This window comes from Komagataeibacter sucrofermentans DSM 15973 (assembly GCF_040581405.1).
GTDB classification, from domain to species: domain Bacteria; phylum Pseudomonadota; class Alphaproteobacteria; order Acetobacterales; family Acetobacteraceae; genus Komagataeibacter; species Komagataeibacter sucrofermentans.
The window spans coordinates 116,689-137,599 of record NZ_CP137157.1 but is presented as its reverse complement, the minus strand read 5'-3'; the positions used below and the strand labels follow the sequence as shown (position 1 = coordinate 137,599).

General features: G+C 63.8%; 19 protein-coding genes and 1 tRNA gene. 10 read left to right on the top strand and 10 right to left on the bottom strand.

All coding sequences use genetic code 11. From position 1 onward, the window contains the following. Window positions 1-4: 4 nt before the first annotated feature. The 3 genes from R5N89_RS00635 to R5N89_RS00625 all read left to right on the top strand — a co-directional run bounded on the left by R5N89_RS00635 (window position 5) and on the right by R5N89_RS00625 (window position 2,181). Window positions 5-343 carry a hypothetical protein gene (locus tag R5N89_RS00635; protein WP_110567773.1) on the top strand — a complete coding sequence of 113 codons (339 nt, stop codon included), beginning with the start codon at window positions 5-7 and terminating at the stop codon, window positions 341-343. A 194-nt stretch (window positions 344-537) separates the two neighbouring features. Continuing rightward, window positions 538-852, top strand: coding sequence for an antibiotic biosynthesis monooxygenase (locus R5N89_RS00630; RefSeq protein WP_110567771.1), 315 nt, complete (start codon window positions 538-540; stop codon window positions 850-852). A gap of 117 nt (window positions 853-969) precedes the next feature. Further along, on the top strand, window positions 970-2,181 hold the full coding sequence (locus R5N89_RS00625) for an SMP-30/gluconolactonase/LRE family protein (RefSeq protein ID WP_110567769.1): 1,212 nt from the start codon (window positions 970-972) through the stop codon (window positions 2,179-2,181). A 106-nt stretch (window positions 2,182-2,287) separates the two neighbouring features. Here the strand turns inward: R5N89_RS00625 and fumC are convergent, their stop codons facing one another. From fumC to R5N89_RS00610, 3 genes are all read right to left on the bottom strand, one after another. Continuing rightward, on the bottom strand, window positions 2,288-3,742 hold the full coding sequence (gene fumC, locus R5N89_RS00620; protein ID WP_110567766.1) for a class II fumarate hydratase: 1,455 nt from the start codon (window positions 3,740-3,742) through the stop codon (window positions 2,288-2,290). A 114-nt stretch (window positions 3,743-3,856) separates the two neighbouring features. Next, a complete protein-coding gene (locus R5N89_RS00615; RefSeq protein WP_244192091.1) occupies window positions 3,857-6,193 on the bottom strand; it encodes a TonB-dependent siderophore receptor in 2,337 nt (778 codons plus the stop codon). 297 nt (window positions 6,194-6,490) lie between these two features. Next, the gene (locus R5N89_RS00610; protein ID WP_110568034.1) at window positions 6,491-7,120 is read right to left on the bottom strand and encodes a LysE family translocator; all 630 of its coding nucleotides are present in this window, start codon (window positions 7,118-7,120) and stop codon (window positions 6,491-6,493) included. 112 nt (window positions 7,121-7,232) lie between these two features. On the opposite strand from R5N89_RS00610, the gene R5N89_RS00605 reads away from it, so the two are divergent. From R5N89_RS00605 to R5N89_RS00590, 4 genes are read left to right on the top strand one after another with little or no spacing between them, the layout of a single operon-like run. Then, window positions 7,233-7,433 (top strand): hypothetical protein, encoded by a 201-nt coding sequence (locus R5N89_RS00605; RefSeq protein WP_167400830.1) that lies wholly within the window; start codon window positions 7,233-7,235, stop codon window positions 7,431-7,433. Beyond that, window positions 7,337-8,155: a metal ABC transporter ATP-binding protein gene (locus tag R5N89_RS00600; protein WP_110567764.1), complete on the top strand. Its 819-nt coding sequence runs from the start codon at window positions 7,337-7,339 to the stop codon at window positions 8,153-8,155. Before R5N89_RS00605 ends, R5N89_RS00600 begins: the two co-directional genes overlap by 97 nt. Continuing rightward, window positions 8,152-9,024, top strand: a complete 873-nt coding sequence (locus R5N89_RS00595; RefSeq protein WP_110567762.1) for a metal ABC transporter permease — start codon at window positions 8,152-8,154, stop codon at window positions 9,022-9,024. The genes R5N89_RS00600 and R5N89_RS00595 overlap by 4 nt, the downstream gene beginning before the upstream one ends. A gap of 1 nt (window position 9,025) precedes the next feature. After that, the gene (locus R5N89_RS00590) at window positions 9,026-9,922 is read left to right on the top strand and encodes a metal ABC transporter solute-binding protein, Zn/Mn family (protein ID WP_110567760.1); all 897 of its coding nucleotides are present in this window, start codon (window positions 9,026-9,028) and stop codon (window positions 9,920-9,922) included. Here the strand turns inward: R5N89_RS00590 and R5N89_RS00585 are convergent. Continuing rightward, a complete protein-coding gene (locus R5N89_RS00585) occupies window positions 9,900-11,663 on the bottom strand; it encodes an ABC transporter ATP-binding protein/permease (RefSeq protein ID WP_208624639.1) in 1,764 nt (587 codons plus the stop codon). The genes R5N89_RS00590 and R5N89_RS00585 overlap by 23 nt on opposite strands. Before the next feature lie 372 nt (window positions 11,664-12,035). On the opposite strand from R5N89_RS00585, the gene R5N89_RS00580 reads away from it, so the two are divergent. Beyond that, complete coding sequence (locus R5N89_RS00580; RefSeq protein WP_110567758.1) at window positions 12,036-12,485, top strand: DUF2501 domain-containing protein; 450 nt, start codon at window positions 12,036-12,038, stop codon at window positions 12,483-12,485. 120 nt (window positions 12,486-12,605) lie between these two features. Here R5N89_RS00580 and R5N89_RS00575 read toward each other — a convergent pair whose 3' ends face one another. Genes R5N89_RS00575 through R5N89_RS00560 form a run of 4 tightly spaced genes read right to left on the bottom strand, consistent with a single transcriptional unit; the run spans window position 12,606 to window position 17,936 of the window. After that, complete coding sequence (locus R5N89_RS00575) at window positions 12,606-14,291, bottom strand: ABC transporter substrate-binding protein (RefSeq protein ID WP_110568030.1); 1,686 nt, start codon at window positions 14,289-14,291, stop codon at window positions 12,606-12,608. 17 nt (window positions 14,292-14,308) lie between these two features. Then, on the bottom strand, window positions 14,309-14,938 hold the full coding sequence (locus tag R5N89_RS00570) for an SCO family protein (protein WP_110568028.1): 630 nt from the start codon (window positions 14,936-14,938) through the stop codon (window positions 14,309-14,311). Then, complete coding sequence (polA, locus tag R5N89_RS00565; protein WP_110567756.1) at window positions 14,938-17,706, bottom strand: DNA polymerase I; 2,769 nt, start codon at window positions 17,704-17,706, stop codon at window positions 14,938-14,940. The genes R5N89_RS00570 and polA overlap by 1 nt, the downstream gene beginning before the upstream one ends. A 14-nt stretch (window positions 17,707-17,720) precedes the next feature. Further along, complete coding sequence (locus tag R5N89_RS00560) at window positions 17,721-17,936, bottom strand: zinc-finger domain-containing protein (RefSeq protein WP_078527919.1); 216 nt, start codon at window positions 17,934-17,936, stop codon at window positions 17,721-17,723. Between the two features lie 76 nt (window positions 17,937-18,012). Between R5N89_RS00560 and R5N89_RS00555 the strand changes: the two genes are divergently transcribed. Next, on the top strand, window positions 18,013-19,095 hold the full coding sequence (locus tag R5N89_RS00555; protein ID WP_167400840.1) for an alpha/beta fold hydrolase: 1,083 nt from the start codon (window positions 18,013-18,015) through the stop codon (window positions 19,093-19,095). Window positions 19,096-19,150: 55 nt separating this feature from the next. Further along, window positions 19,151-19,227: transfer RNA gene (locus R5N89_RS00550), tRNA-Arg, on the top strand. 137 nt (window positions 19,228-19,364) lie between these two features. Here R5N89_RS00550 and R5N89_RS00545 read toward each other — a convergent pair. After that, on the bottom strand, window positions 19,365-19,979 hold the full coding sequence (locus R5N89_RS00545; RefSeq protein WP_110567752.1) for a hypothetical protein: 615 nt from the start codon (window positions 19,977-19,979) through the stop codon (window positions 19,365-19,367). Window positions 19,980-20,058: 79 nt separating this feature from the next. After that, complete coding sequence (locus tag R5N89_RS00540; RefSeq protein ID WP_110567750.1) at window positions 20,059-20,865, bottom strand: hypothetical protein; 807 nt, start codon at window positions 20,863-20,865, stop codon at window positions 20,059-20,061. Between the last annotated feature and the right edge of the window lie 46 nt (window positions 20,866-20,911).

Here is a 20,911-nt window from a genome sequence, read left to right as displayed (position 1 = left end):
GCCCATGCCCCGTTCGATGAATGATGCTGACCGCCCCGATGATGATGGCGGCAACAAGCACGCCACCGCCCGCCATCTGGCCGAGGCGGGCCTGCGCGCCGAACGCGCGGGCGATCAGGCCCGTGCCGATGAACTGTTTGATGAAGCCGAACGCACCGACCCCGAGGCACTGGCCAACGTGCTGATGGAAAACCCCGCCCCCCACCGCCGTATCTCGGCCCGGGGATTTGGCGATGATGCAGGTGTCGCCCGCATGAGCCGGACGGTGGAACCCGGCGCGGACGCGCCCTCACGCGCCGGTATTACCGATGAAGGCAGCGGCGCGGACTCGGAGCGGCGCTGAAACGCCACCTTTTTGAAAAAGGCGGCACCCAAAACTTTTATCATTTTTTATCAGGTGATTATTTTCAGGCGCTGCCACGTCATGCCCTGCAAGGTGGGTGAAAAGACGCGCGCCATGCGCTACCCTGCCCCTACGGCCCCCGGCAGCGGGAGCGCAGGCAGGCTTTCAGCACAGCTTTTGAGGAGAAGCCAGACATGTATATCGCCATGAACCGTTTCCGCATCCCGCCCGAGAACGAGGCTGAGTTCCGTGAGCGCTGGCTCGGCCGCGAGGTGCACCTGCGCACCGTGCCCGGTTTTGTCAGCTTCCAGTTCCTCAAGGGCCCCGTGCATGAGGATTACATCCTCTACGCTTCGCATACCGTATGGGAATCCTATGAGGCGTTTGTAGGCTGGACCCAGTCCGAGCAGTTCCGCGCAGCGCACGCCCATGCGGGCAACCGCAAGCCGCTCATGGCGGGGCCGCCGGTATTTGAAGGCTTCGAAGTGCTTCAGGACATCCGGAACTGAAGCCATATTTTTAAAAAAACCCTTATTTTTTCATAAACTTTCAGGATCAATATTCATCCGGCCCTTCCGGGGCCGGATTTTCGTGTCGCGATCCATCATCATCAAAAGGAGGCCTCCATGCCGCCAGTCACCCAGCCGTTCAATCCTGGCCGACGGGCCATGCTTGCCGGAGGGCTGGCCGCAGGTGGACTCTGGACCATCGGGCAATCCGCCCGGGCTGCCAGCCCCGATGCCCTGCCCCAGCCGCCCAGCGTGGTGTCGAACCCGCCACGGCAATGGGGCGCTGATGCCCCCATCACGCCCCTGCCCGACCCGGATATTGTGGTGCTTGACCCCAGCTTCGGCAATCTGGCCTACAGCAATGCCGGCCTGAAACTGGCATGGCGCGGCGGCGGCTGGCTGGAGGGGCCTGCCTGGTGCAGCGAAGGGCGCTTCCTACTGCTCAGTGACACCATTCGCGGCGTGCAGTACCGTTATTTGTGGGAGAACGGAGCCGTCTCCCTTTTCCGCAGCCCGTCCTACCACAGCAACGGCAACATCTTTGACAATGAAGGCCGCCTGGTCAGTTGCGAGCACGGCCTGCGCCGCGTGGTGCGCTGGGAGCATGACGGCTCATGCCACGTGCTGGCCGACCGCTACAATGGCGCGCCGCTGAACTCGCCCAACGACCTTGCCATCCACCCTGATGGCAGCATCTGGTTTACCGATCCCGGCTATGGCGACACGATCGTGGAAGGCCACCCCGATGCGCCGGGCAACCCCGCCAACCGCGAGGGCGTGGAACGCTGGACCCTTGATGGCGAGGTCATGACCGAGTTTGGCGGCAGCAGGCGGCAGGAGGACCATGTCTTCCGCATCGACCCGGCAACCGGCGAGGTGAAAGCCGTGCTGACCGAAAAACAGTTGCCCGACCCCAACGGCATTGCGTTCTCGCCTGATGGCCGGATTGTCTATGTCATCACCGGCGGGCCGGGGCCGGGGCAGGATGGCCCGGGCGGCGACGGGCGCATCCATGCAGCCGACGTGGCAGGCGGCGAAATACGCAACCTCCGCCCGTTTGCTGATATGATGCTGAACGGGCACGCGATGATTCCCGATGGCATGCGCACCGATATTTTCGGCAACCTGTGGTGCGGGGCCAACGGGCCGCTGGGGCTGTGTGGCGTTGTGGTGTACAACCCCCATGGCCACATGATCGGGCGCATCCGCCTGCCGCGCGGGGTGTCGAACCTGACCTTTGGCGGCCCCAAGCGCGATGTGGTGTTCATGTGCGCGGGCGATACGCTGTTCACGTTGCAGGTCAATACGCAGGGTGGTGCGCCCTCATAAAAACCTGCCTTAAAAAACAGACGTTTTTTTGGTGAAGCTTTTTTCAGAAAGCTTCAGGGAACGCCGCCTTTTTGAAAAAAGGCGGCACCCAGAAACTTTTAACTTCTCAGGCCCCGCCCACGCCCTTGCCCACCATATCAAGCGGGCGCACAAGCCGGTCAAAGGTCGCGCCATCAACAAAACCCGATGCCAGCGCCGCCTCGCGCAGGCTGATGTCGTGTTCCATGGCCTGATGGGCGATGGCCGAGGCCCGGTCATAGCCAATCTCGGGGCTGAGGGCGGTCACCAGCATGACCGAGCCTGCCACATACGCATCAATGCGCTTGCGGTTGAGCGTGGTGCCCTCCACCGAAAACACACGGAAATTATGGCATCCATCGGCAAGGATGCGGATGGCATGCAGCACATTGGCCACGATCACCGGGCGCATCACGTTCAGGTCAAGCTGGCCCTGACTGCCCGCAAACGCCACCGTTGCATCGTTGCCCAGCACCTGCGTGCAGATCATCACCATCGCCTCGCACTGGGTCGGGTTGACCTTGCCGGGCATGATGGAGGAGCCGGGTTCGTTTTCCGGCAGGTGTAGTTCACCCAGTCCACAACGCGGGCCGGAGCCAAGCAGGCGCATGTCATTGGCAATCTTGAGCAGGCTGACCGCAACCCCGCGCAACCCCGCCGAGGCCCGCACCATGGCATCAAGCCCGCCAAGGGCCGCGAATTTGTTGGGTGCCGTGACAAAGGGTTTATCGGTCAGCGCGGCAATGCGCTTGGCAATGGCACGGCTGAAACCCGGCGGGGCGTTCAGCCCCGTGCCCACCGCCGTGCCGCCTGCCGCAAGCTGCAGCAGGCCGGGGCGCGCGGCCTCGACCGCCTCGAGCGCATCTTCAAGCTGCTGGGCCCAGCCTGACCACTCCTGCCCCACCGTGAGCGGCACGGCATCCTGCAGGTGGGTGCGGCCGATCTTGACCACCTGCATCCACTCCTCCGCCTTGCTGCGCAGGCTTTCAATCAGTTCACGCACGCGTGGCAGCAGGCGGGTGTCGATTTCCAGCAGGGTTGCGACATGCATGGCCGTGGGGAACGAGTCATTGCTCGACTGGCCCATGTTCACGTCATCATTGGGGTGGACGGGGCTTTTGGAGCCGATGACACCGCCGAGAAGCTGGATGGCGCGGTTGGCGATCACCTCGTTCACGTTCATGTTCGTCTGGGTGCCCGAGCCGGTCTGCCAGACAAAAAGCGGGAATTCGGAATCCAGCCTGCCCGCGATCACCTCATCGGCCACGCGGCTGATGGCGTCGGCCTTCCATTGCGGCATGCGCCCGTCAGCCGCATTCACCTGGGCCGCCGCCTTTTTCACGATGCCATAGGCATGGCATACCTCGATGGGCATATGGTCGCGCCCGATCGAGAAATGCACGAGGCTGCGCTGGGTCTGCGCGCCCCAGTAATGGCTGGCGGGTACATCGATTTCGCCCATCGAGTCCTTCTCGCGCCGTGTGCCGGTGGCATCGAGCCCGATGGGGCAGTCCTTCAATGTCGGGATCGTGGGTTCGGTCATGGTGGCGTTCCTTCCCTTATGGTTGAAGGAAATATGGGACTGCCACCCGCCTTTCGCGCCCCCGCGCGGCATCACAAGCGGGTGCGCGGGACCTTGCAAAAAAACGCCGCGTTTTCAGAAGTCGGCTTCCAGCGTGAAGTGGAAGGCACGCGGCATGCCGGCATAGGCGGCGCTGCCAGCGTTGAGCGATTTCGCCGTCGGGTCCCTGGTCGTGACACCCGCACTCGAGACCGTGCCATTATAGACCGAGGACCAGTACCGCTCATTGGCCACGTTCGTTACGCCAAAGCGCGCCATCCACGGGTGCTTTGCCGCACGGAACGGATAACGCAGGCCCATATCCAGTGTTACGTAGGAACCGGCATAGGTCGAATTCGTAATATCCGCCGCGCGGCGGCCCGTGTAATGCACATTGGCATTGACCGCCAGGCCATTGAGCGCGAAGCCACGCGGGAACGGAATGCGGTAATCCATCAGCGCATTGGCCTGCAGGGGGGCCACGCCCACGACTTCCTTGTTGTTGAGGGCGGCAAAGGCTGCATGGGTCACTTCGGCATCGATCCACGTCATGCCGCCAATAACCGACAGGCGGGGCGTGATGTGGCCCATGGCCTGAAACTCCACGCCATAATTGCGCTGCGTGCCGAAATTGCCATACAGCGTGTTGCTGCCTTCATAGAAGGCATAGCTGCGCGTGGCGCGAAAACCCGCCACGTTGAACTGCATCTGGCGCCACTGCATCTTGTAGCCCACCTCATATTCCTCGCTATGCACGGGGGAGGTGAGGCCATTGGCATTGAGCGCATCGGCCGGGGCGGTCGTGCCCGCCTGCAGCGAACGGCCATAGGTGAAATAGGCGGTCTGGTTATCGGTCGGCTTGTAGACCAGGCTGGCCATGGGGCTGAAGGCTGCATCGGCCCGGCTGTTGGTGGTCTTGCCCCTGGCCAGATGGGTGGTGGTGACGGTGTAGCCGTTCTCGATGCTTTTGGTTGAAGCGCCCGCGACCGTCGCGGTGCTGTCCTGATCCAGCCAGCTCCATGCCAGCGTGCCCATGACCGACCAGTGCCTGTTGAAATGCAGCGTGTCACCCAGAATCATCGACTGGTAGCGCACGTACTGCGATTGATACCTGCCGCTGTAATAGGGCTGCGGGCCATTGGGCGCCACGGTGGGGTTGTACAGCGAGCCTGATTTGACCGCGGTATAGCTCTGCCCGCTCAGCGGGTTATAGCCGCCTTCCATGTAGCCATTGGTGCCAATGACCAGATCATGTTTGATGAAGCCGGTACGCACATGGCCGTTGATATAGGCCATGTTACTGCCAACCTTGAAGTCATTGACCGTGGTGGCGGCCGAAAGGGACTGGCTGTAGCCACCGGAATTATTGGTCAGCGAATCGGCTGATTCAAACACCTGCCGCCCGGAATCCTGATACAGCCCGCCAATGACAAAGCTCCAGTCATCATTGATGCGGTGCCTGAGCTTGGCGAGGAAGACGTTGTTCTCGGAATTGTAGCCCGCATAGTCCTGCCCCATATGGGGCTTGCCCAGGTCAGGGGCCGTGGGCAGGTTATAGCCCTTGAGGTTGACGCCCGCGGGCATGCCGCGCTCATCGAAGGTGTAATGGCTGGCATCGAGTTCCAGCACGGTATCGCGGTCGAAATGGATATCGAAATCGGCGCTGACCATGTTACGGCGCACCCAGCTATCCTGCACATAGGACGTGCCATCGCCATGCAGCAGGTTGATGCGGTAGCCAAACCAGCCATGCTTGCCCGCGCGGCCCGATGCATCGACGTTTTCCATCAGCGTGCCGACGGAATCAACACCCACCACCAGGCGGTTGATGCGCTCGTCGGTCGGGCGCTTGAGGCCGTATTCAAACGTGCCCGCCGGGTTCTGGGGTCCGTACAGGGCGCCCGCAAGGCCGTTGAGCACCTGCACGTTATCGAACTGCTCGGCGGCGTAGGGCGTGACCGTAAAGGCGTTCAGCCCGTCGATGCGGCTGTTTGAGATCACATCCGCCTCGAACCCGCGCGACTGCGGGCGGCTGGTGCCGGGGTCGCCGCGCGTTTCAAGCTGCACCGAGGGGATGTACTGCATCAGGTCGTTGATGTTGCGCGCCTGCTGGTTGACGATCACGTCATGCGGCACGGTCATGATCGACATGGGCGTATCAAGCGTGCGGCGCGTACCCAGCGGGCCGAGATTGGCCATCTTTTTATTATAGTTGGCCGCGGCACCCGCCACCATGCGGTGGTGGCCGATCACGGTCATTTCCTCCGCATTGGCGGAGCCTACGGCATCATCGGGGGCAGGGGTGCTTTGGGCGGTCGAAAGGGCTTTTTTGCCCCTGTCCGCATCCGTGCCCCGTGCATGGGCCGAGGGGATGAGCAGGGCGCCAAGACTGGCCGAAAGCATCCACGCCATCCCTGCGGTCATTCTGGCCATGCTGATTCCATTTCGTTAGCCATTTTGAACATGCATGGCCGTATATAACCCACCTGAAGCAGCGTCTATATCCGTATAAATATATTAATCGCGTCATCGTCATATAGCGCATGACTGTGTCCTTATGGATACAGATGTCTATATGTGTATGTCAGTCAAAGACGCCTGCTTGACCAATCGCCCTGTATGACCCGGCTTTCATAGCCCGCACAGCCGGGTGGAACATGGACCCTGCCCATCCGGCCCGGACGCCATCAGTCAGAAAGTTTTTGGCGCAGCTGTTTTCAAACAGGCTTGCTAGACGCGCGCCAGCAGCAGCATGGCCCCGAACCCCATGAACACCAGCCCGGTCACGATGGCAAAGACCCGCCGCACCACCGGCGTGCGCAGCCAGGCCGACAGCATGCGCCCGCCCCCCGCGTAAACCAGGTACCAGAACGCCTCCACAAACACGAAGGTGGTGACCAGCAGCCCGTATTGCGGCATGTGCGGGGCGGCAGGGTTGACGAACTGCGGCAGGAAGGCGGCCGCAAACAGCAGCAGCTTGGGGTTGCTGATGCCGGTCAGGAATCCGTCACGAAACAGGTCATGCCATGCAGCGGGCGGGCATTCATCCGCAGCCTGCGCGCCCTCGCCTTCCGTGTCGCGCGCCATCCACACGCGCACGCCCAGAAACACCAGATACGCCGCCCCCACCACGCGCAGCACCGCAAACAGCCGGGGCGACGTTGCCAGCACACCCGCCATGCCCGCAAGGGATGCGCACACCACGAGCACGATGGCCAGCATGCACCCTGCCATGACCCCCGTGCTGCGCAGCAGGCCCTGACGCACGCTGATGGACATGACATGCATCATGTTTGGCCCTGGCATGGCCGAGAGCAGGAAGGCAGTGGCGGCAAACAACAGCCATGTATGAAAGCTCACCCGTTCCACCCCGATCATGCCATGCGCATGGCGTAACAATGCAGCCTTCGCTTGACGGATGGCAAGTCTGTGCTGTAAACGGATGTTATATTATAACACTTTGGGCGTTCCCATGCCATTCCCGTCCCCGTCTGCCGCCCGCCATGCCCCGCAGGACAGCAACACGACAATGCCCCACCCCGCCGCCCCCGGGGCAGCAACGCCCCTGCCACTGACATGGATGGCCCGCGCAGGGTGGCAGCGGCTGGTGTGCATGGCGCTGCCCTGTGGCGTGTTATGGGGGCTGGTGGCCTGGGCCGTAGCCCAGCCATGAGCCATGGCGCCATCGGGCTGGATGATGCGGGTGTCGCACTCAACGGCACGCCGGTGTGGCAGCATGTCACCGGCAGCTTCGCGCCAGGCAGCATGACCGCCATCGCAGGCGCCAATGGCGCGGGCAAGTCCACCCTGTTGCGCGCCATACTCGGCGAGGTGCCGCTTGCGGCGGGCAAAATTACACTTGGCGGGTTGCGCGCGCAGGATTTTGGCTACCTGCCGCAAGCCCGCATCATTGACCGCGCCTTTCCCATCAGTGTGACGGACATGGTGCTCAGTGGCGCATGGCGCCAGACCGGGGCCTTTGGCGCCGCCAGCCCTGCCGTGCGCCAGCGCGCAGCCGATGCGCTGCGCCGCGTGGGGCTGGAGAAACAGGCCGGGCGCATGATCGACGCGCTCTCGGCGGGGCAGTTCCAGCGCCTGCTGTTCGCGCGCCTGCTCATGACCGATGCCACCGTCATCATGCTTGATGAGCCGTTCACAGCGCTTGATGCCCCCACCACGCAGGATCTGCTGGCGCTGGTGCGTGAATGGCACGCGCAGGGCCGCACCATCATCGCCGTGCTGCATGACATGCACCAGATCCGCACCTGCTTTCCCCATGTCGTGCTGCTGTCAGGCGGGCAGGCCATCTGGGGCGAGACCGGGCGCATCCTGACGCCGGGCACGCTGCAACGCGCCTATTACACGCAGCCCACATGGACAGGTGGCCCGGCATGAGCGTGCTGGCCGGGTTATGGGAGCCGTTCGCAACCTTTGGCTTCATGCGCCGCGCGCTGGTGGCCTCCATCACGCTGGGCATGGGGGCGGGGCCGGTGGGCGTGCTGCTGCAACTGCGCCGCATGAGCCTGATTGGCGATGCGATGAGCCATGCCATCCTGCCCGGCGCCGCCGTAGGCTTTCTGGCGGCGGGCGGGCTGTCGCTTACGGCCATGGGGCTGGGCGGCATCGCGGCGGGGCTGGGAGTGGCGCTGCTGGCGGGGCTGGTCAGCCGCCGCACGCACCTGGCGGAAGATGCGAGCTTTGCCAGTTTCTACCTGACCTCGCTGGCGCTTGGCGTGCTGATCGTTTCGGCGCGGGGGTCGAATATCGACCTGCTGCACGTGCTGTTTGGCACCATTCTCGCCATTGACGGGCCTGCCCTGTACCTGATGGCGGGCATCACCACGCTCAGCCTGTTCCTGCTGTCGCTCATCTGGCGGCCACTGGTCATGGAATGCGTCGATCCCGGCTTCATGCGCATGACCGGCAGCCGGGGGGCGCTGTACCACATGGTGTTCCTGTTCCTTGTGGTCATCAACCTCGTGGCCGGGTTTGAAGCTTTGGGCACGCTCATGTCGGTCGGCATGATGATGGTGCCCGCCGCAACCGCCCGGCTGTGGACGCGCCGCCTCGTGCCCATGATGGCGCTCTCGGCCACGGTGGGCATGCTGGCGGGCTTCACGGGGCTGCTCGTGTCCTACCATTTCAGGCTGGCGGCGGGGCCGTGCATCATCCTGACCTGCTCCGCGGCCTATCTGTTTTCCCTTCTCGCCTCCCCCGCCGGCATCCGCGCGGGGGGTGGTTCATCCCCTTTTCGGAGTCACTGACATGCGCCGCCTCACCTGCCTTCTGGGCTTCTGCGGTTTCCTGTCCATCCTGCCTGCCCGTGCCGCGCCTGCGCCGCATGTCGTGCATGCCGTTGCGAGCTTTACCGTGCTGGCCGATGTGGTGTCGCATGTGGGCGGCGCGCATGTTGCCGTCACCTCGCTGGTGCCGCCCGATGGCGACCCGCATGAATTCGAACCCGCCCCCGATGACGCCCGCGCCCTGCGGCAGGCCGATGTCGTGTTCATGAGTGGCGAGGGGCTGGAAAGCTGGTTTGCCCGCCTTGCCCACGCGGCGGGCTATCAGGGCAGGCCGGTCATCGTATCGAACGGGATCGACATCCATACCGAACACGACGGCCCGCAGGTGGAAACCGACCCGCATGTATGGAACAGCGTGCCCAACGTGATTGTCTGGACCAACAACATCCGCGATGCACTGATCGCGGCCGACCCGGCGGATGCCGATGATTTCCGTGCCTCGGCCGCAGCCTATACCGCGCAGTTGCAGGCGCTTGACCATGACATCCGCGCCGAGATCGACACGATCCCGCCCGCGCGGCGGCGCGTGCTGACCAGCCATGATGCCTTTGGCTATTTTGGCCGCGCCTATGGCGTGACCTTCATGGCGCCGCAGGGCCTCTCTACCGAGACCGAAGCCTCCGCCGCCGATGTGGGCAGGCTGATCGCGCAGATCCGCGAGACCGGCATGACCACCTATTTCCTTGAAAACGCGACCGACCCGCGCCTTGTGCAGCAGGTCGCCCACGCTACCGGGGCGCAGCCCGGCGGCGAGCTTTATGCCGAGGCCCTCTCCACCGCGGGCGGCCCCGCGCCTGACTACATCAGCATGATGCGCCACAATACCGAACTGATGGTCAGGGCGATGCGTCCGCACTGACCACTTCTGCCGGGCGGGCGGCAAAGGGGGTGAGGTCAATGGCATTTTCATGCATGCCCACCACCGACTGCCGGTGCGTAATCGACACCACCGTCATGCCCGGGCAGGCCTGCGCCAGCAGGGCGTAAAGGGCGGCCTCGGATGCCGCGTCGAGGTTCGAGGTCGACTCATCAAGGAACACCCAGCCCGGCCGCGCCAGCAGAATGCGGGCAAAGGCGAGGCGCTGGAGTTCGCCGGGCGAGAGGATCTGCCCCCACGGCTCCTCGTTTTCAAGGCGCGGCACCAGCGCGCCAAGGCCCACCTGCTGCAGCGCCTGCGCCACCTGCGTTGCGGAATACGCCGTGCTGTCCACCGGATAGGCCACGGCCCGGCGCAGCGTGCCAGTGGGCATGTAGGGGCGCTGGGGCACGAACATCATCGGCACGTCAGGGCGCGTGATCGTGCCTTTGGCAAAAGGCCAGATGCCCGCCAGCACCCGGAACAGCGTGGACTTGCCGGTGCCCGAGGGGCCGGTCACCACCGTCATCTGCCCCTGGGGCAGCGTAAAGTTCACATCCCTGAGCAGCGCCGTGCCATCAGGGCGGAACACGTCCAGCCCGCTGACCTGCATGCCTGCCCCGGCGGGGGCTGCAATGAGGCTGACCTCGCTCTTCATGGCCTGCGCGCGGTCCATCACGCGCTGGAAGGTGGCCAGACGCGCCACCTCCGCGTGCCATATGGTCAGGGCGCCGTAAGAGTTCGACAGCCACGCCATCGCGCCCTGCACGCGAGAGAACGCCATGACAAGCTGCATGAGCGTGCCGAAGCTCATCTTGCCCGCGAAATAGCGGATCGAGCCCACCAGCAGCGCGAAGTTGCCCGATACCACATCCAGCCCCGTGGTCAGCAGGCCCAGCCATTTGGTCCGGCGCATGATGGAGAGGAAATTGGTGTAAACGGCGGAAAAAGAACGATCCAGCCCGGCCTTTTCCTCCGCCTCGCCCCGATAGAGCGCGATGCCTTCCGTGTTGCTGCGCACATGGACCAGGCTGTAGCGGAAATCGGCCTCGGCGCGCTGCTGGAAGAACTGCAGCCCCGCCAGCTTGCGCCCTGCCAGATGCGTCACCCATGTCGCCACCACGGAATAGATCAGCGCCGCCCAGAAGAAATAGCCCGGTATGGACATGCCCCATATTTCCAGCGGGCCGGACAGCACCCACAACAGCCCGACATAGCTGAACAGCGTTACGATATTGGAAAGCAGGTCAATGAACTGCGCGAGGGTATCGGTTACGAATTTGTTCAGGTCTTCCTGTATGCGCTGATCGGGGTTGTCGGCCCCGGCCTCGAGGCCCGACGTGGTGATGGCGATGCGGAAATAGGTCTGGTGCTCCATCCACTGCCGCGTCATGCGCGCGGTCAGCCACCGCCGCCAGCGCAGGCCGAGCATCTGCTGCAGGTAGGTTGCATAGACACTGAACAGGATGGCCGGGATGGTGATGATGAAAAAGCCGGGCACATACCCGCTCTCGTTATGCACATACCAGAACAGCCCGCGCAGGAAGGTGGTGGCATCACGCTGCTGCAGCGCCGTGTAATACACATTGCGCGAGAAGGACTGGAGCAGGTCCATCCCCACTATGGAGAAGGTCAGCACCAGAACGGCCACGAGTAGGCCCCAGGCCCATTTTTTGTCCTCTGACACGAAATAGGGGCGGGTCAGGTACCAGACATCTTTCAGGAGAAGGCGCAAATGCTGCATGTTGATCCCGTGCAGTGGGGTGAGAAGCAGGAACCCACAGCATTCCCACGAAGTGGGGGCGGACTCAATCATGATTGCAGCACGCGCCCGTTTTCCGGGGAGAAAGCCGGGAGCATCAAGCGTTATCACAACTTATTGACCCCGCGCCCCATTTGCGCACGCCACCTGCGGGCCGGGCAATACCGGCTGACAACAGGGGTTTATGGCGCATAAAGCGCATGACAAGGGCGCTATATATCGAAAAGACGAATGCCTGACATATCCGCCGCAGGGGTGTGGTGCGCGCGCATCGTGTTATGCCTGACACATAGATTCACAATTGGGTGGGCACCCGCCGTGGCCGCCTGATGAACAGTGCAAGGAATAATGAAAATGGTGTCGTTCGGTCGCATTCTGTCCGCCAGTGCCTTCGCAACCCTGCTGGCCGCAGCACCGCTTGCGGCCCATGCCGCTGAAGTTTCGCCGCCCACGGGTGCAGGCGTTGCCAACCAGGTCGAGCAGATCAAGCCGGGTTCGCTCTCGGCGGATACGGTGTATGCCGCCGTCGCCTCCGCCAAGCCCGCTGATCTTGGCGGCATCATGAACTACTGCATCCAGTCCAACTACCTGACCGCAGCCGAGGCATGGCCGGTGCTGGCCGCCTTCAACAAAAAGACCAACGACGTGCCGTCCAACCAGAAGGGCAACATGTCCTATGCTGATGGTTCGACCGGCCTGCTGAAAGTGGGTGGCAAGGCCCCCATCTCGCTCGAGGATGCCTCGAGCGACATCCGCAAGCAGGCATGCGCCAAGGTCGAGGCCCGCGCGAAGTCCATGCTCTGATCAACGCGGCCTGACGCCCCGTTTTACAGGCCCCGCCGGTTAATCCGGCGGGGTTTTGTGTTTTAAGGAAGAACGCCGCCTTTTTGAAAAAAGGCAGCGCCCAAAACCTTTTATTACCTGCTACTGCACCCACACGCGTGAAAACGTCATGTGGTACAGGCTGGTCACAAAATAATTGCCCAGCCGGGGCGAGACGAGATCGACATACCGCGTGCTGATCAGGGGGGCTGCGGGGGCCAGCCGGGTGATGCGGTCATCAACCTGCTCCCACAAGGCCAGGGCCGCCTGCGGGTCGGGTTCGCTGCGGATACGCGACACAAGCCCCTGCATCACCGGGTCGCACAGGCCGGACATGTTGATGGAACTGTCGGAACCGGGATGGAAGTTTTCGCAGCCAAACAATGTGTCGAGAAAATTGGAGGGCGAGGCGTAATCCGCATACCACCCCAGCAGGCTGATCTGCACATGGTTGGCGGTGTTGGCGGCGTAATTGCCCTCCATGGCGGGCGAGAGCGGGTGCAGGCGCGCGTGGTAGCCCATCGCATCAAGCATGTCGCGCAGATAGGTGCCCATGCTCACATACATGGCGGTAGCGGGCACGATCAGGGTCACGTCCATGCCCTCCGTGCCGCTTTCATGCACGAGTTGGCGGGCGCGTTGCAGGTCGGGGTGCGCCCAGACGGGAGCCGGGTGGTCAGGGTCGGCACCACGTGTCCAGGCGCACGCGCTATCGCCGGGCAGCAGGCCCGGCGGCACCATGCGGCACAGCGGCGTGGCAATGCCCGACCCGCCGTACAGAATGGTCATGGCGCGACGGTCAAGCGCGTAGTTTACGGCCTCGCGCGCCTTGATCTGGTCAAAGGGCGGGATGTTGACGTTCATCGGCAGGAAGATCAGGCCATAAAGTGGGGAAACATGCACCTGCGCCGTATAGCGGCTGCCGATCTCGCCCAGCCGGTCGAGCGGCTTGAGGCCCGCCATCCAGTCATACTGCCCGCGCTCGACAGCGGTCACCGCATCTTCTTCCGACAGGCCAAAATCATAAACGATGCGATCCACGTACCCATCGGGCTGGGCCGCCTCGCTCCATTCATGAAAATAGGGATTGCGCTCGAGCACCAGCCCGCGCTCGGGGTCGGATGACACGATATGGTACGGCCCCGTGCCCGGTGCCGCCACATTGCCCAGATCATGCGCGGGCATGGAAGCTGGCAGGATGGAGGCATGGCCAAAGGCGAGTTTTTGCGGGAATTCCGAGTCAGGCTGGGTCAGGTGGATGGTGATGCGGCGGGTGGCAGGGTCGGTCTCCACGCCGCCTTGCAGCGTGCAGTGCGCACCATCGCGCAGGCAGGCATCCGCCCCGCGTATGGTGCCGTAAAACGAGCCTGCCGTGGGCGTGCCCACCCTGAAGATGCGCCGCAGCGACGCCGCCACATCTTCCACCGTAACCGGCGCGCCATCGGAAAAGCGGATGCCTTCGCGCAGGGTGAACACCCATGTGCGCCCGCCATCACGCTGCTCGGGCATGGCCTCGGCCAGGTCAGGCACCACCTGGTTGCCTGCCGGTCCCTGCAGCTTGGGGTAGGTGAGCAGCCCGTCATAAATAACGGTGGCAAGCTGCATGTACTGGCTGGCGTAACTGATCTGCGGGTCAAGCGTGCCAGACGCACTCGCCGCCGTCAGCCGCAGGGTGCCGCCGCGATGGGGGCTGCCTTGCGTGCCCTGTGCAAAGCCTGCAACAGGCAGCGCGTGCAGGCCACCGAGCATGAGCAGCGTGAGGCCCAGCCGATGGCACAATGCCCGCATGCGCTGCCCCACCCGGTTCAGTTATGCGCCGCAGGCGGCATGAGTTCCGTCATGCGGGCCGTGATGTCGGCCGCCGTGGCGGTCGCGGGCAGGCTGCCCTCATAACGCCCGGTGGGCGACATGATCACGATCTGGCTGGCAGGCTCCATGCTGTAATCCCCATTGGCGCCATCACGCCGCACGTATGGGGCATGATACTCCTTGGCCACGGCCTGGATCATCTTGGGCGAGCCGGTCATGACCGTAACATGCGAGCCATAGCGCAGGGCATAGGTGCGCAGCACATCAGAGTTGTCGCGCATGGGATCGAGCGTGATGAAAATGGGCACCGCAAGGCGCGCGCGGTCATGGCCCAGCGCCTCCACGCCCTCGGCCATGGCCTTGACGGTGGCGCCGCACACGTCATCGGGGCAGTGGGTATCGCCAAAATAGATCAGCATCCACCGGCCACGGAAGTCGGTATCGAGCACCGAGCCATCCGCCCCGTTGATCAGCCTGAACGACCCGCCAACCGGGTTGCCATAGGAGGTCAGCGGCACGGGCGCGCTGTCGGAATAACGGTAGCCGAAATACCCCGCGATGGAGGAGACCACCAGTATGACAAACCCGACCAGCACGAAAAACCGGTCCCGTTCATTTCGCATTATCAATGTGCATCCGCCCAGTTCGTTCCGGTCCCGGTTTCCACGACCAGAGGCACAGACAGGGCCGCCGCGGATTCCATGACCTGTTTGACGAGGGCTGCCAGACGATCGGCATCATCCTTGCGCACCTCGAACACAAGTTCGTCATGGACCTGAAGGAGCATACGTCCGTCAAGCCCCGCATCCGACAGGGCAGCAGGAATTCGCACCATGGCGCGTTTGATGATGTCGGCAGCCCCCCCCTGCAGCGGCGCGTTGATGGCCTGCCGCTCGGCATAGTTGCGGCGCACGGCGCTCTTCTCGGCAATGCCCGGCACAAAGCAGCGGCGACCGAAGGGCGTGGTGACATAGCCGTGCCTGCGCGCCTCCGCCTTCACCCGCTCCATGTAATCGCGGATGCCGGGATAACGGGCGAAATAGGCGTCGATATAACCCCGCGCCTCACCGGGGGAGATGCCAAGCTGGCGGCTCAGGCCAAAGGCGCTGATGCCGTAGATGATGCCGAAATTGATGGCCTTGGCGCGCCTGCGCGTAAGCGGGTCCATACCTTCAAGCGGGATGCCGAACACTTCGGAGGCCGTCCGGGCATGGATGTCCTGACCAAGTGCGAACGCCTCGCGCAGGGCGGGAATATCCGCCACGTCGGCCAGAAGCCGCAGTTCGATCTGTGAATAATCCGCCGAGACCAGAACACGGCCGGGTTCGGCCACAAAGGCGCGGCGGATGCGCCCGCCTTCCTCCGTGCGGATGGGAATGTTCTGCAGGTTGGGATCGTTCGACGACAGGCGGCCCGTTGTCGTCACCGCCATCTGGAAGGAGGTGTGCACGCGCCCCGTGGCGGGATTGATCTGGTTGAGCAGCGCATCGGCATAGGTGCTTTTCAGCTTGGCCAGCTGCCGCCAGGCCAGAATGCGCGCGGGCAGGTCGTGGCCCTGATCGGCCAGATCCTGCAACACCGCCGAATCCGTGCCCCACGCACCCGCCTTGGTGCGCTTGCCGCCGGGCAGGCCCATCTCGTCAAACAGGATCTCGCCGAGTTGCTTGGGGGACCCGACATTGAAGTCACGTCCGGCCAGCTTGTGAATCTCGGCCTCGATCACTTCCATGCGGCCTGCGAATTCGGTGGACATGGCGCGCAGGTCATCGGCATCGACCTTGATGCCCGCCCGTTCCATATCAGCCAGGATGGGCACCAGCGGGCGCTCCATTTCCTCATATAATGCCAGGGCCTTGCTGGTGCGGAGCTGGGGCCTGAGCACCTGCCACAGGCGCAGGGTCACATCCGCGTCTTCCGCCGCGTACGGCGTGGCGCGGTCAATCGCCACCTGCGAGAACACGACCCGCTTGCGGCCCGTGCCGGTCACTTCATCATAGGGAATGGGCGTGTGGTCGAGGGTAAGGCGCGAAAGCTCGTCCATACCCTGCCCGTGCTGCCCGGCTGACTGCGCGTAGGAGATCAGCATGGTGTCATCAATGGGCGCAGGCTGCACGCTACCTGCCTGTGTCAGCACCAGCAGGTCGAACTTGGCGTTCTGGAACACCTTGAGCACCGTGGGGTCGGCAAAAAGCGGCTCAAGAATTTCCAGCGCGGTGTTCACCGGCATCTGGGGCGTGCCCGCGCTGTCCATCAGGTCGATCTGGTGGGCAAGCGGAATATAGCACGCCCGCCCGCAACGCGGCGCAAGCGAGATGCCGACCAGTGGCGCGGTGAGCGGGTCGAGCCCGTCGGTTTCCGTATCCACCGCGCAGACGCCGCCCGTGCGGGCCTCGCTGACCCATTCCCGCAATACTTCGGGGTCGGTTACGGTGATGTAGGGCCCATAAGGCTCGGGCGGAAAGGGCGGGCGCTCGGCCACTGGCGCTGCCGCCAGCGTGTCATGCGCCGAAATGCGCGGGCGCGGCTTTGCCTTGATCCCCATGCGCTGCAGCAGCGATGAAAACCCCATATCCGACAGCCATGCGCCCAGCCGCTCCATGTCCACATCGCAACAGCCCAGATCGGCCAGCGGTTCGGGGCAGGGTGCATCCTCGCACAGCGTGACGAGCCTGTAGGACAGGCGGGCCATGTCGGCATGGGCCAGCAGGTTCTCGCGCCGCTTGGACGGCTTCATGCCCTCGGCACCTGCCAGAATGGCATCGAGCGAGCCGTATTCCGCCATCAGGGCGGAGGCGGTCTTGGGGCCGATTCCGGGCACGCCGGGCACATTGTCCACCGGGTCGCCGATCAGGGCCTGCACCTGCGCCACCCGGTCGGGGGTGACGCCGAATTTGGCCTCGACTTCCCTGGGGCCGATCGGCCGGTTCTTGATCGGGTCCATCATCATCACGCCGGGGCGGATGAGCTGCATCAGATCCTTGTCCGACGAATAGATGGTGCACTGCCCGCCCGCATCGGTAGCCTTGCGGGCGTAGGCGGCGATCAGGTCATCGGCTTCCCACCCTGCCGCCTCGATGGCGGGCACGCCAAAGGCCGCGGTGGCATCACGCACGAGGCTGAACTGCGGGCGCAGTTCCTCGGGTGGTTCGGGGCGGTGGGCCTTGTATTCACCATACAGGTCATTGCGGAAGGTATGGCGCCCCGCATCGAATATGACCGCAAGGTGGGTGCCCGCATGCTCGCGCAAAAGCCGCGAGAGCATGTTCGTAAAACCATAGACCGCGTTGACGGGCGTGCCATCAGGGCTGGTCATGGGTGGCAGGGCGTGGAAGGCGCGGAAGATATATCCCGAGCCATCCACCAGAATCAGGTGAAGCGGCGTGTCGCTGGACATGGATTTAGAGGCAGTCAGTGCGCGTCACCCGCCGGTGCATCAGGGTTGAGCACGAACAGGCGGGAGCAGTAGGGGCAGAAGGTCTGGTGATGGCCGATGCGCAGGAACACGCGCGGATGGCCAAGCGCGCCGAGGCCGCCATCACAGGACAGGGTGCGCGAATCGACCACGATGGTTTCAATCGTGCCCAGGCGGGGGTGCGGTGCGGGATCGGGGGACAGGGCTTGCATTCTGATCGGCCTCGGGTTGTTGTCCGGCTTGAATTTGCATGGCGTGCCCGATGGGTGGGCCATGCGCTGGCCCATGATGATACGCAGGATTGCCGTGCTTTCAAACATTCGCCTGTCACGCCTGCTTTATCCAGCGCTTTTTGTGATGTTGACCGCCTGCGCCACGCACGAGGCCCCGGCCCCCGCCCCACCCGCGCGCCATGCGGAACTGGCCCGCCTCATACCGCCTGACCGCGTGGTGAATGTTGAGGGCGTGGGCGCGGTGCCGCTGCGCATCTGGTCCGCCCATGGGCCGGAACGCGCGGTGATTCTGGCACTGCATGGCTTCAATGACAGCCGCGATGCGTGGGAGCGCCCGGCGCCCACGCTGAATGCGGTGGGGCTGAGCGTGATCGCACCCGACCTGCCCGGCTTTGGCCAGACACAGGCACGCGGAGGCTGGGTGGGCACGGATGTGCTGCGCCGCACGGTCAGCACTCTGGCCACCACCATTGGCCACGAACACCCCGGCGTGCCGCTTTACATCATGGGCGAGAGCATGGGCGGAGCACTTGCCGCCGTGCTGGTGGCCCGACCCGATGCCCCGCCGGTGGCGGGCACGATCCTGCTCGCGCCTGCGCTGTGGGATCTGGATGCAGGCACGCGCCTGACCACCCACCTCATGGCAGCCATGGCCCCGCGCTGGCGGCTGAGCGGGCGCGAACTGCCCGTGCATGTGACCGCAGCCGACGACCAACTGGCCCTGGCCCGCCTGTATTACGACCCGTTGACCCTGCGCGACACCTCAACCACCGCCCTGGCCGGGCTGACCGACCTCATGCACCAGGCCACCCATGCCAGCGCCCACATGCATGGCCCCGTGCTGGTGATATATGGCGGGTGCGACCAGATCGTGCCCGCTGCCGCCATGGCGCGGGCGTGGCGGCACATGCCAGCGGGCACAAGGCTGGATTACATCCCCAACGGCTACCACCTGCTGACCCGCGGGCGGGCAGGCGAGAAGGTGACAGCGGACATGACCGGCTGGATCGTGCACCCCGAGCGCTTCCTGCCCTCGGGCGGGGATGCGGCAGCGGCGGCATGGATGGCCGAACCCGCTGGCCACGACGCCCCGCTGCCCATCCTGCCCGGACGGATGGACGCGATCGCGCCGCGATGATTTTTCCCGATTGGGGCTGGCATTCCGCCCTGTGGCGATGTATGCAGGCGTGAGTGGACTCGTAGCTCAGCTGGATAGAGCGTCGCCCTCCGAAGGCGAAGGTCGAAGGTTCGAATCCTTTCGAGTCCGCCATTTACTTCATAAAATCATGAAAAGCTGTGACCTGTTCCGGTCATTCTGCCATCAGATAAACGTTTTCGGGTGTCGCCTTTTTTCAAAAAGCTTCACCAGAACCTTCTATACTTTCAGGGCAATCCTGAGCCTGCCTTTTATCGCCGCAGCGTGGCAAAAGGCCGGAGCGGCTGCGGGGCAGGCGCACAGTCATCCGCGCGCCATGACTGGATCAGTCCGTTGGTGATTTGCCGCAAGGCATCGCGCCCGGCCAGCAGCCGCGTGGCCTCGGTGTGGCGTATGGCGTCGTTCTGGCCCAGCAGGGTGGTTTCATAAGTCGCCTGCCGCGCCATTTCCACCTCCGGCATGGATGAAAGCGACGCGTAGGAAACCGGCAGGCTGACCTGCTGGGTGGTCGTCCGGCTTGCATCTGCCGCAAGGCCAAAAGTGGGTGAAGTGGTCAGCGCGCCCACGGTAAACTGCCCCCCATGCGTAAAACTGCCTGATAGCTGGAGCGTCACATCCCCCACAATCGCGCCAATAACGGGGTCTGCCACGTGCTGGCGGCACTGGGCGGCGCGAATGGCGGCGGTAAAGCGCGCGGCCTGCGGCTGTGACCAGTCGGCGGGATGCGAGACGGACACAATGCCCGCCTGCCCCAGCGTGGTTTCAAGTCCGGCCATGGCAGCGGGGATGGTGGTCTGCACGGGCCTGTCATGCGCGCAACCCCACAGGCACACCAATGCCAGAAGTGCAATTGGAAGTGATTTCATGATTTTTATGTTTCCATAAATTATAAATACTTTTTGAAAGCATTTAAAAAACATGACTTAACAAATAAAAGTTTTTGGTTCACACCACATCAGCCCCCGCCAGATAGGCTTCATTGGCGCTGACCAGCGCATCCCAGTCCTGATGGGTGGGGTTGAGCGCGCCCGCGGGCAGCAGTTGCCGCCACGCCAGGCCATGCGCTTCCATGATGCGCGAGCGCACCCAGCGCCACGTCGCCTTCTGCCGCGTGCCCCATGTCAGCAGCGTCACCACATCGGTGTCGGTTGTGCCGGTATAGTCCCACAACAGCAGGCAGTGGCCGCCCGCGCTGCCGGGGGTGGGGTCGCCGCGCCCGACAGGTGTGGGCGTATCCCATAACGGCGGCGGATTGCCTGCGGTATCGGTCCACATATCCGCCACGGCAAGCTGCACGCCCAGATAGGCCGCCGACAGCCCCGCCGTTACGTTACGGACTGCATTGAGGTCCGCAGGCTCCAGTGTGCCCCAAAGCGGGAACAGGGTCTGGCGTGCCAGCGCGTAGCCCTGTTGCAGGGCGGTGGTCAGCACATCCACTTCCACTCCGCCATGATCCGTGGCCGGATTGCCCGGCACATAGCCGGTGGAAAGCGCATAGAACCGCACGGCATCGGGCGTATCCACCACCACCTGATAGCCCGCAAGCGCTGCGGTGGCGCGGATATGGTTGCCTATGCCCGCCGCCGTGCAGTTGCCCAGCACATCATTGCCCAGCATGAGGGGGGCGGGGTCGATACTGTCGCGGATCAGGCGTGCGGGCGCCCGCCGGGTCATGAAGCCCCGCATGGTTGCGAGCATGGGCTGGCGCGCACGCCTCCGGGCGGGGCCGCAGCCAAGTTTACGCAGCATCATTTTCGCCCTGCATTGATGAAAAATGATAAAATTTACGGATGATGCC

Excerpts from the sequence above, each read along its gene's own strand:
- R5N89_RS00625 (WP_110567769.1), top strand. The coding sequence starts at position 970 with ATGCCGCCAGTCACCCAGCCGTTCAATCCTGGCCGACGGGCCATGCTT.
- R5N89_RS00580 (WP_110567758.1), top strand. The coding sequence starts at position 12,036 with ATGGTGTCGTTCGGTCGCATTCTGTCCGCCAGTGCCTTCGCAACCCTG.
- R5N89_RS00635 (WP_110567773.1), top strand. The coding sequence starts at position 5 with ATGCCCCGTTCGATGAATGATGCTGACCGCCCCGATGATGATGGCGGC.
- R5N89_RS00575 (WP_110568030.1), bottom strand. The coding sequence starts at position 14,291 with ATGCGGGCATTGTGCCATCGGCTGGGCCTCACGCTGCTCATGCTCGGT.
- R5N89_RS00560 (WP_078527919.1), bottom strand. The coding sequence starts at position 17,936 with ATGCAAGCCCTGTCCCCCGATCCCGCACCGCACCCCCGCCTGGGCACG.
- R5N89_RS00600 (WP_110567764.1), top strand. The coding sequence starts at position 7,337 with ATGGATGGCCCGCGCAGGGTGGCAGCGGCTGGTGTGCATGGCGCTGCC.
- R5N89_RS00590 (WP_110567760.1), top strand. The coding sequence starts at position 9,026 with ATGCGCCGCCTCACCTGCCTTCTGGGCTTCTGCGGTTTCCTGTCCATC.
- R5N89_RS00585 (WP_208624639.1), bottom strand. The coding sequence starts at position 11,663 with ATGCAGCATTTGCGCCTTCTCCTGAAAGATGTCTGGTACCTGACCCGC.
- fumC (WP_110567766.1), bottom strand. The coding sequence starts at position 3,742 with ATGACCGAACCCACGATCCCGACATTGAAGGACTGCCCCATCGGGCTC.
- R5N89_RS00595 (WP_110567762.1), top strand. The coding sequence starts at position 8,152 with ATGAGCGTGCTGGCCGGGTTATGGGAGCCGTTCGCAACCTTTGGCTTC.
- R5N89_RS00615 (WP_244192091.1), bottom strand. The coding sequence starts at position 6,193 with ATGGCCAGAATGACCGCAGGGATGGCGTGGATGCTTTCGGCCAGTCTT.
- R5N89_RS00545 (WP_110567752.1), bottom strand. The coding sequence starts at position 19,979 with ATGAAATCACTTCCAATTGCACTTCTGGCATTGGTGTGCCTGTGGGGT.
- polA (WP_110567756.1), bottom strand. The coding sequence starts at position 17,706 with ATGTCCAGCGACACGCCGCTTCACCTGATTCTGGTGGATGGCTCGGGA.
- R5N89_RS00555 (WP_167400840.1), top strand. The coding sequence starts at position 18,013 with ATGATACGCAGGATTGCCGTGCTTTCAAACATTCGCCTGTCACGCCTG.
- R5N89_RS00630 (WP_110567771.1), top strand. The coding sequence starts at position 538 with ATGTATATCGCCATGAACCGTTTCCGCATCCCGCCCGAGAACGAGGCT.
- R5N89_RS00540 (WP_110567750.1), bottom strand. The coding sequence starts at position 20,865 with ATGATGCTGCGTAAACTTGGCTGCGGCCCCGCCCGGAGGCGTGCGCGC.
- R5N89_RS00605 (WP_167400830.1), top strand. The coding sequence starts at position 7,233 with ATGCCATTCCCGTCCCCGTCTGCCGCCCGCCATGCCCCGCAGGACAGC.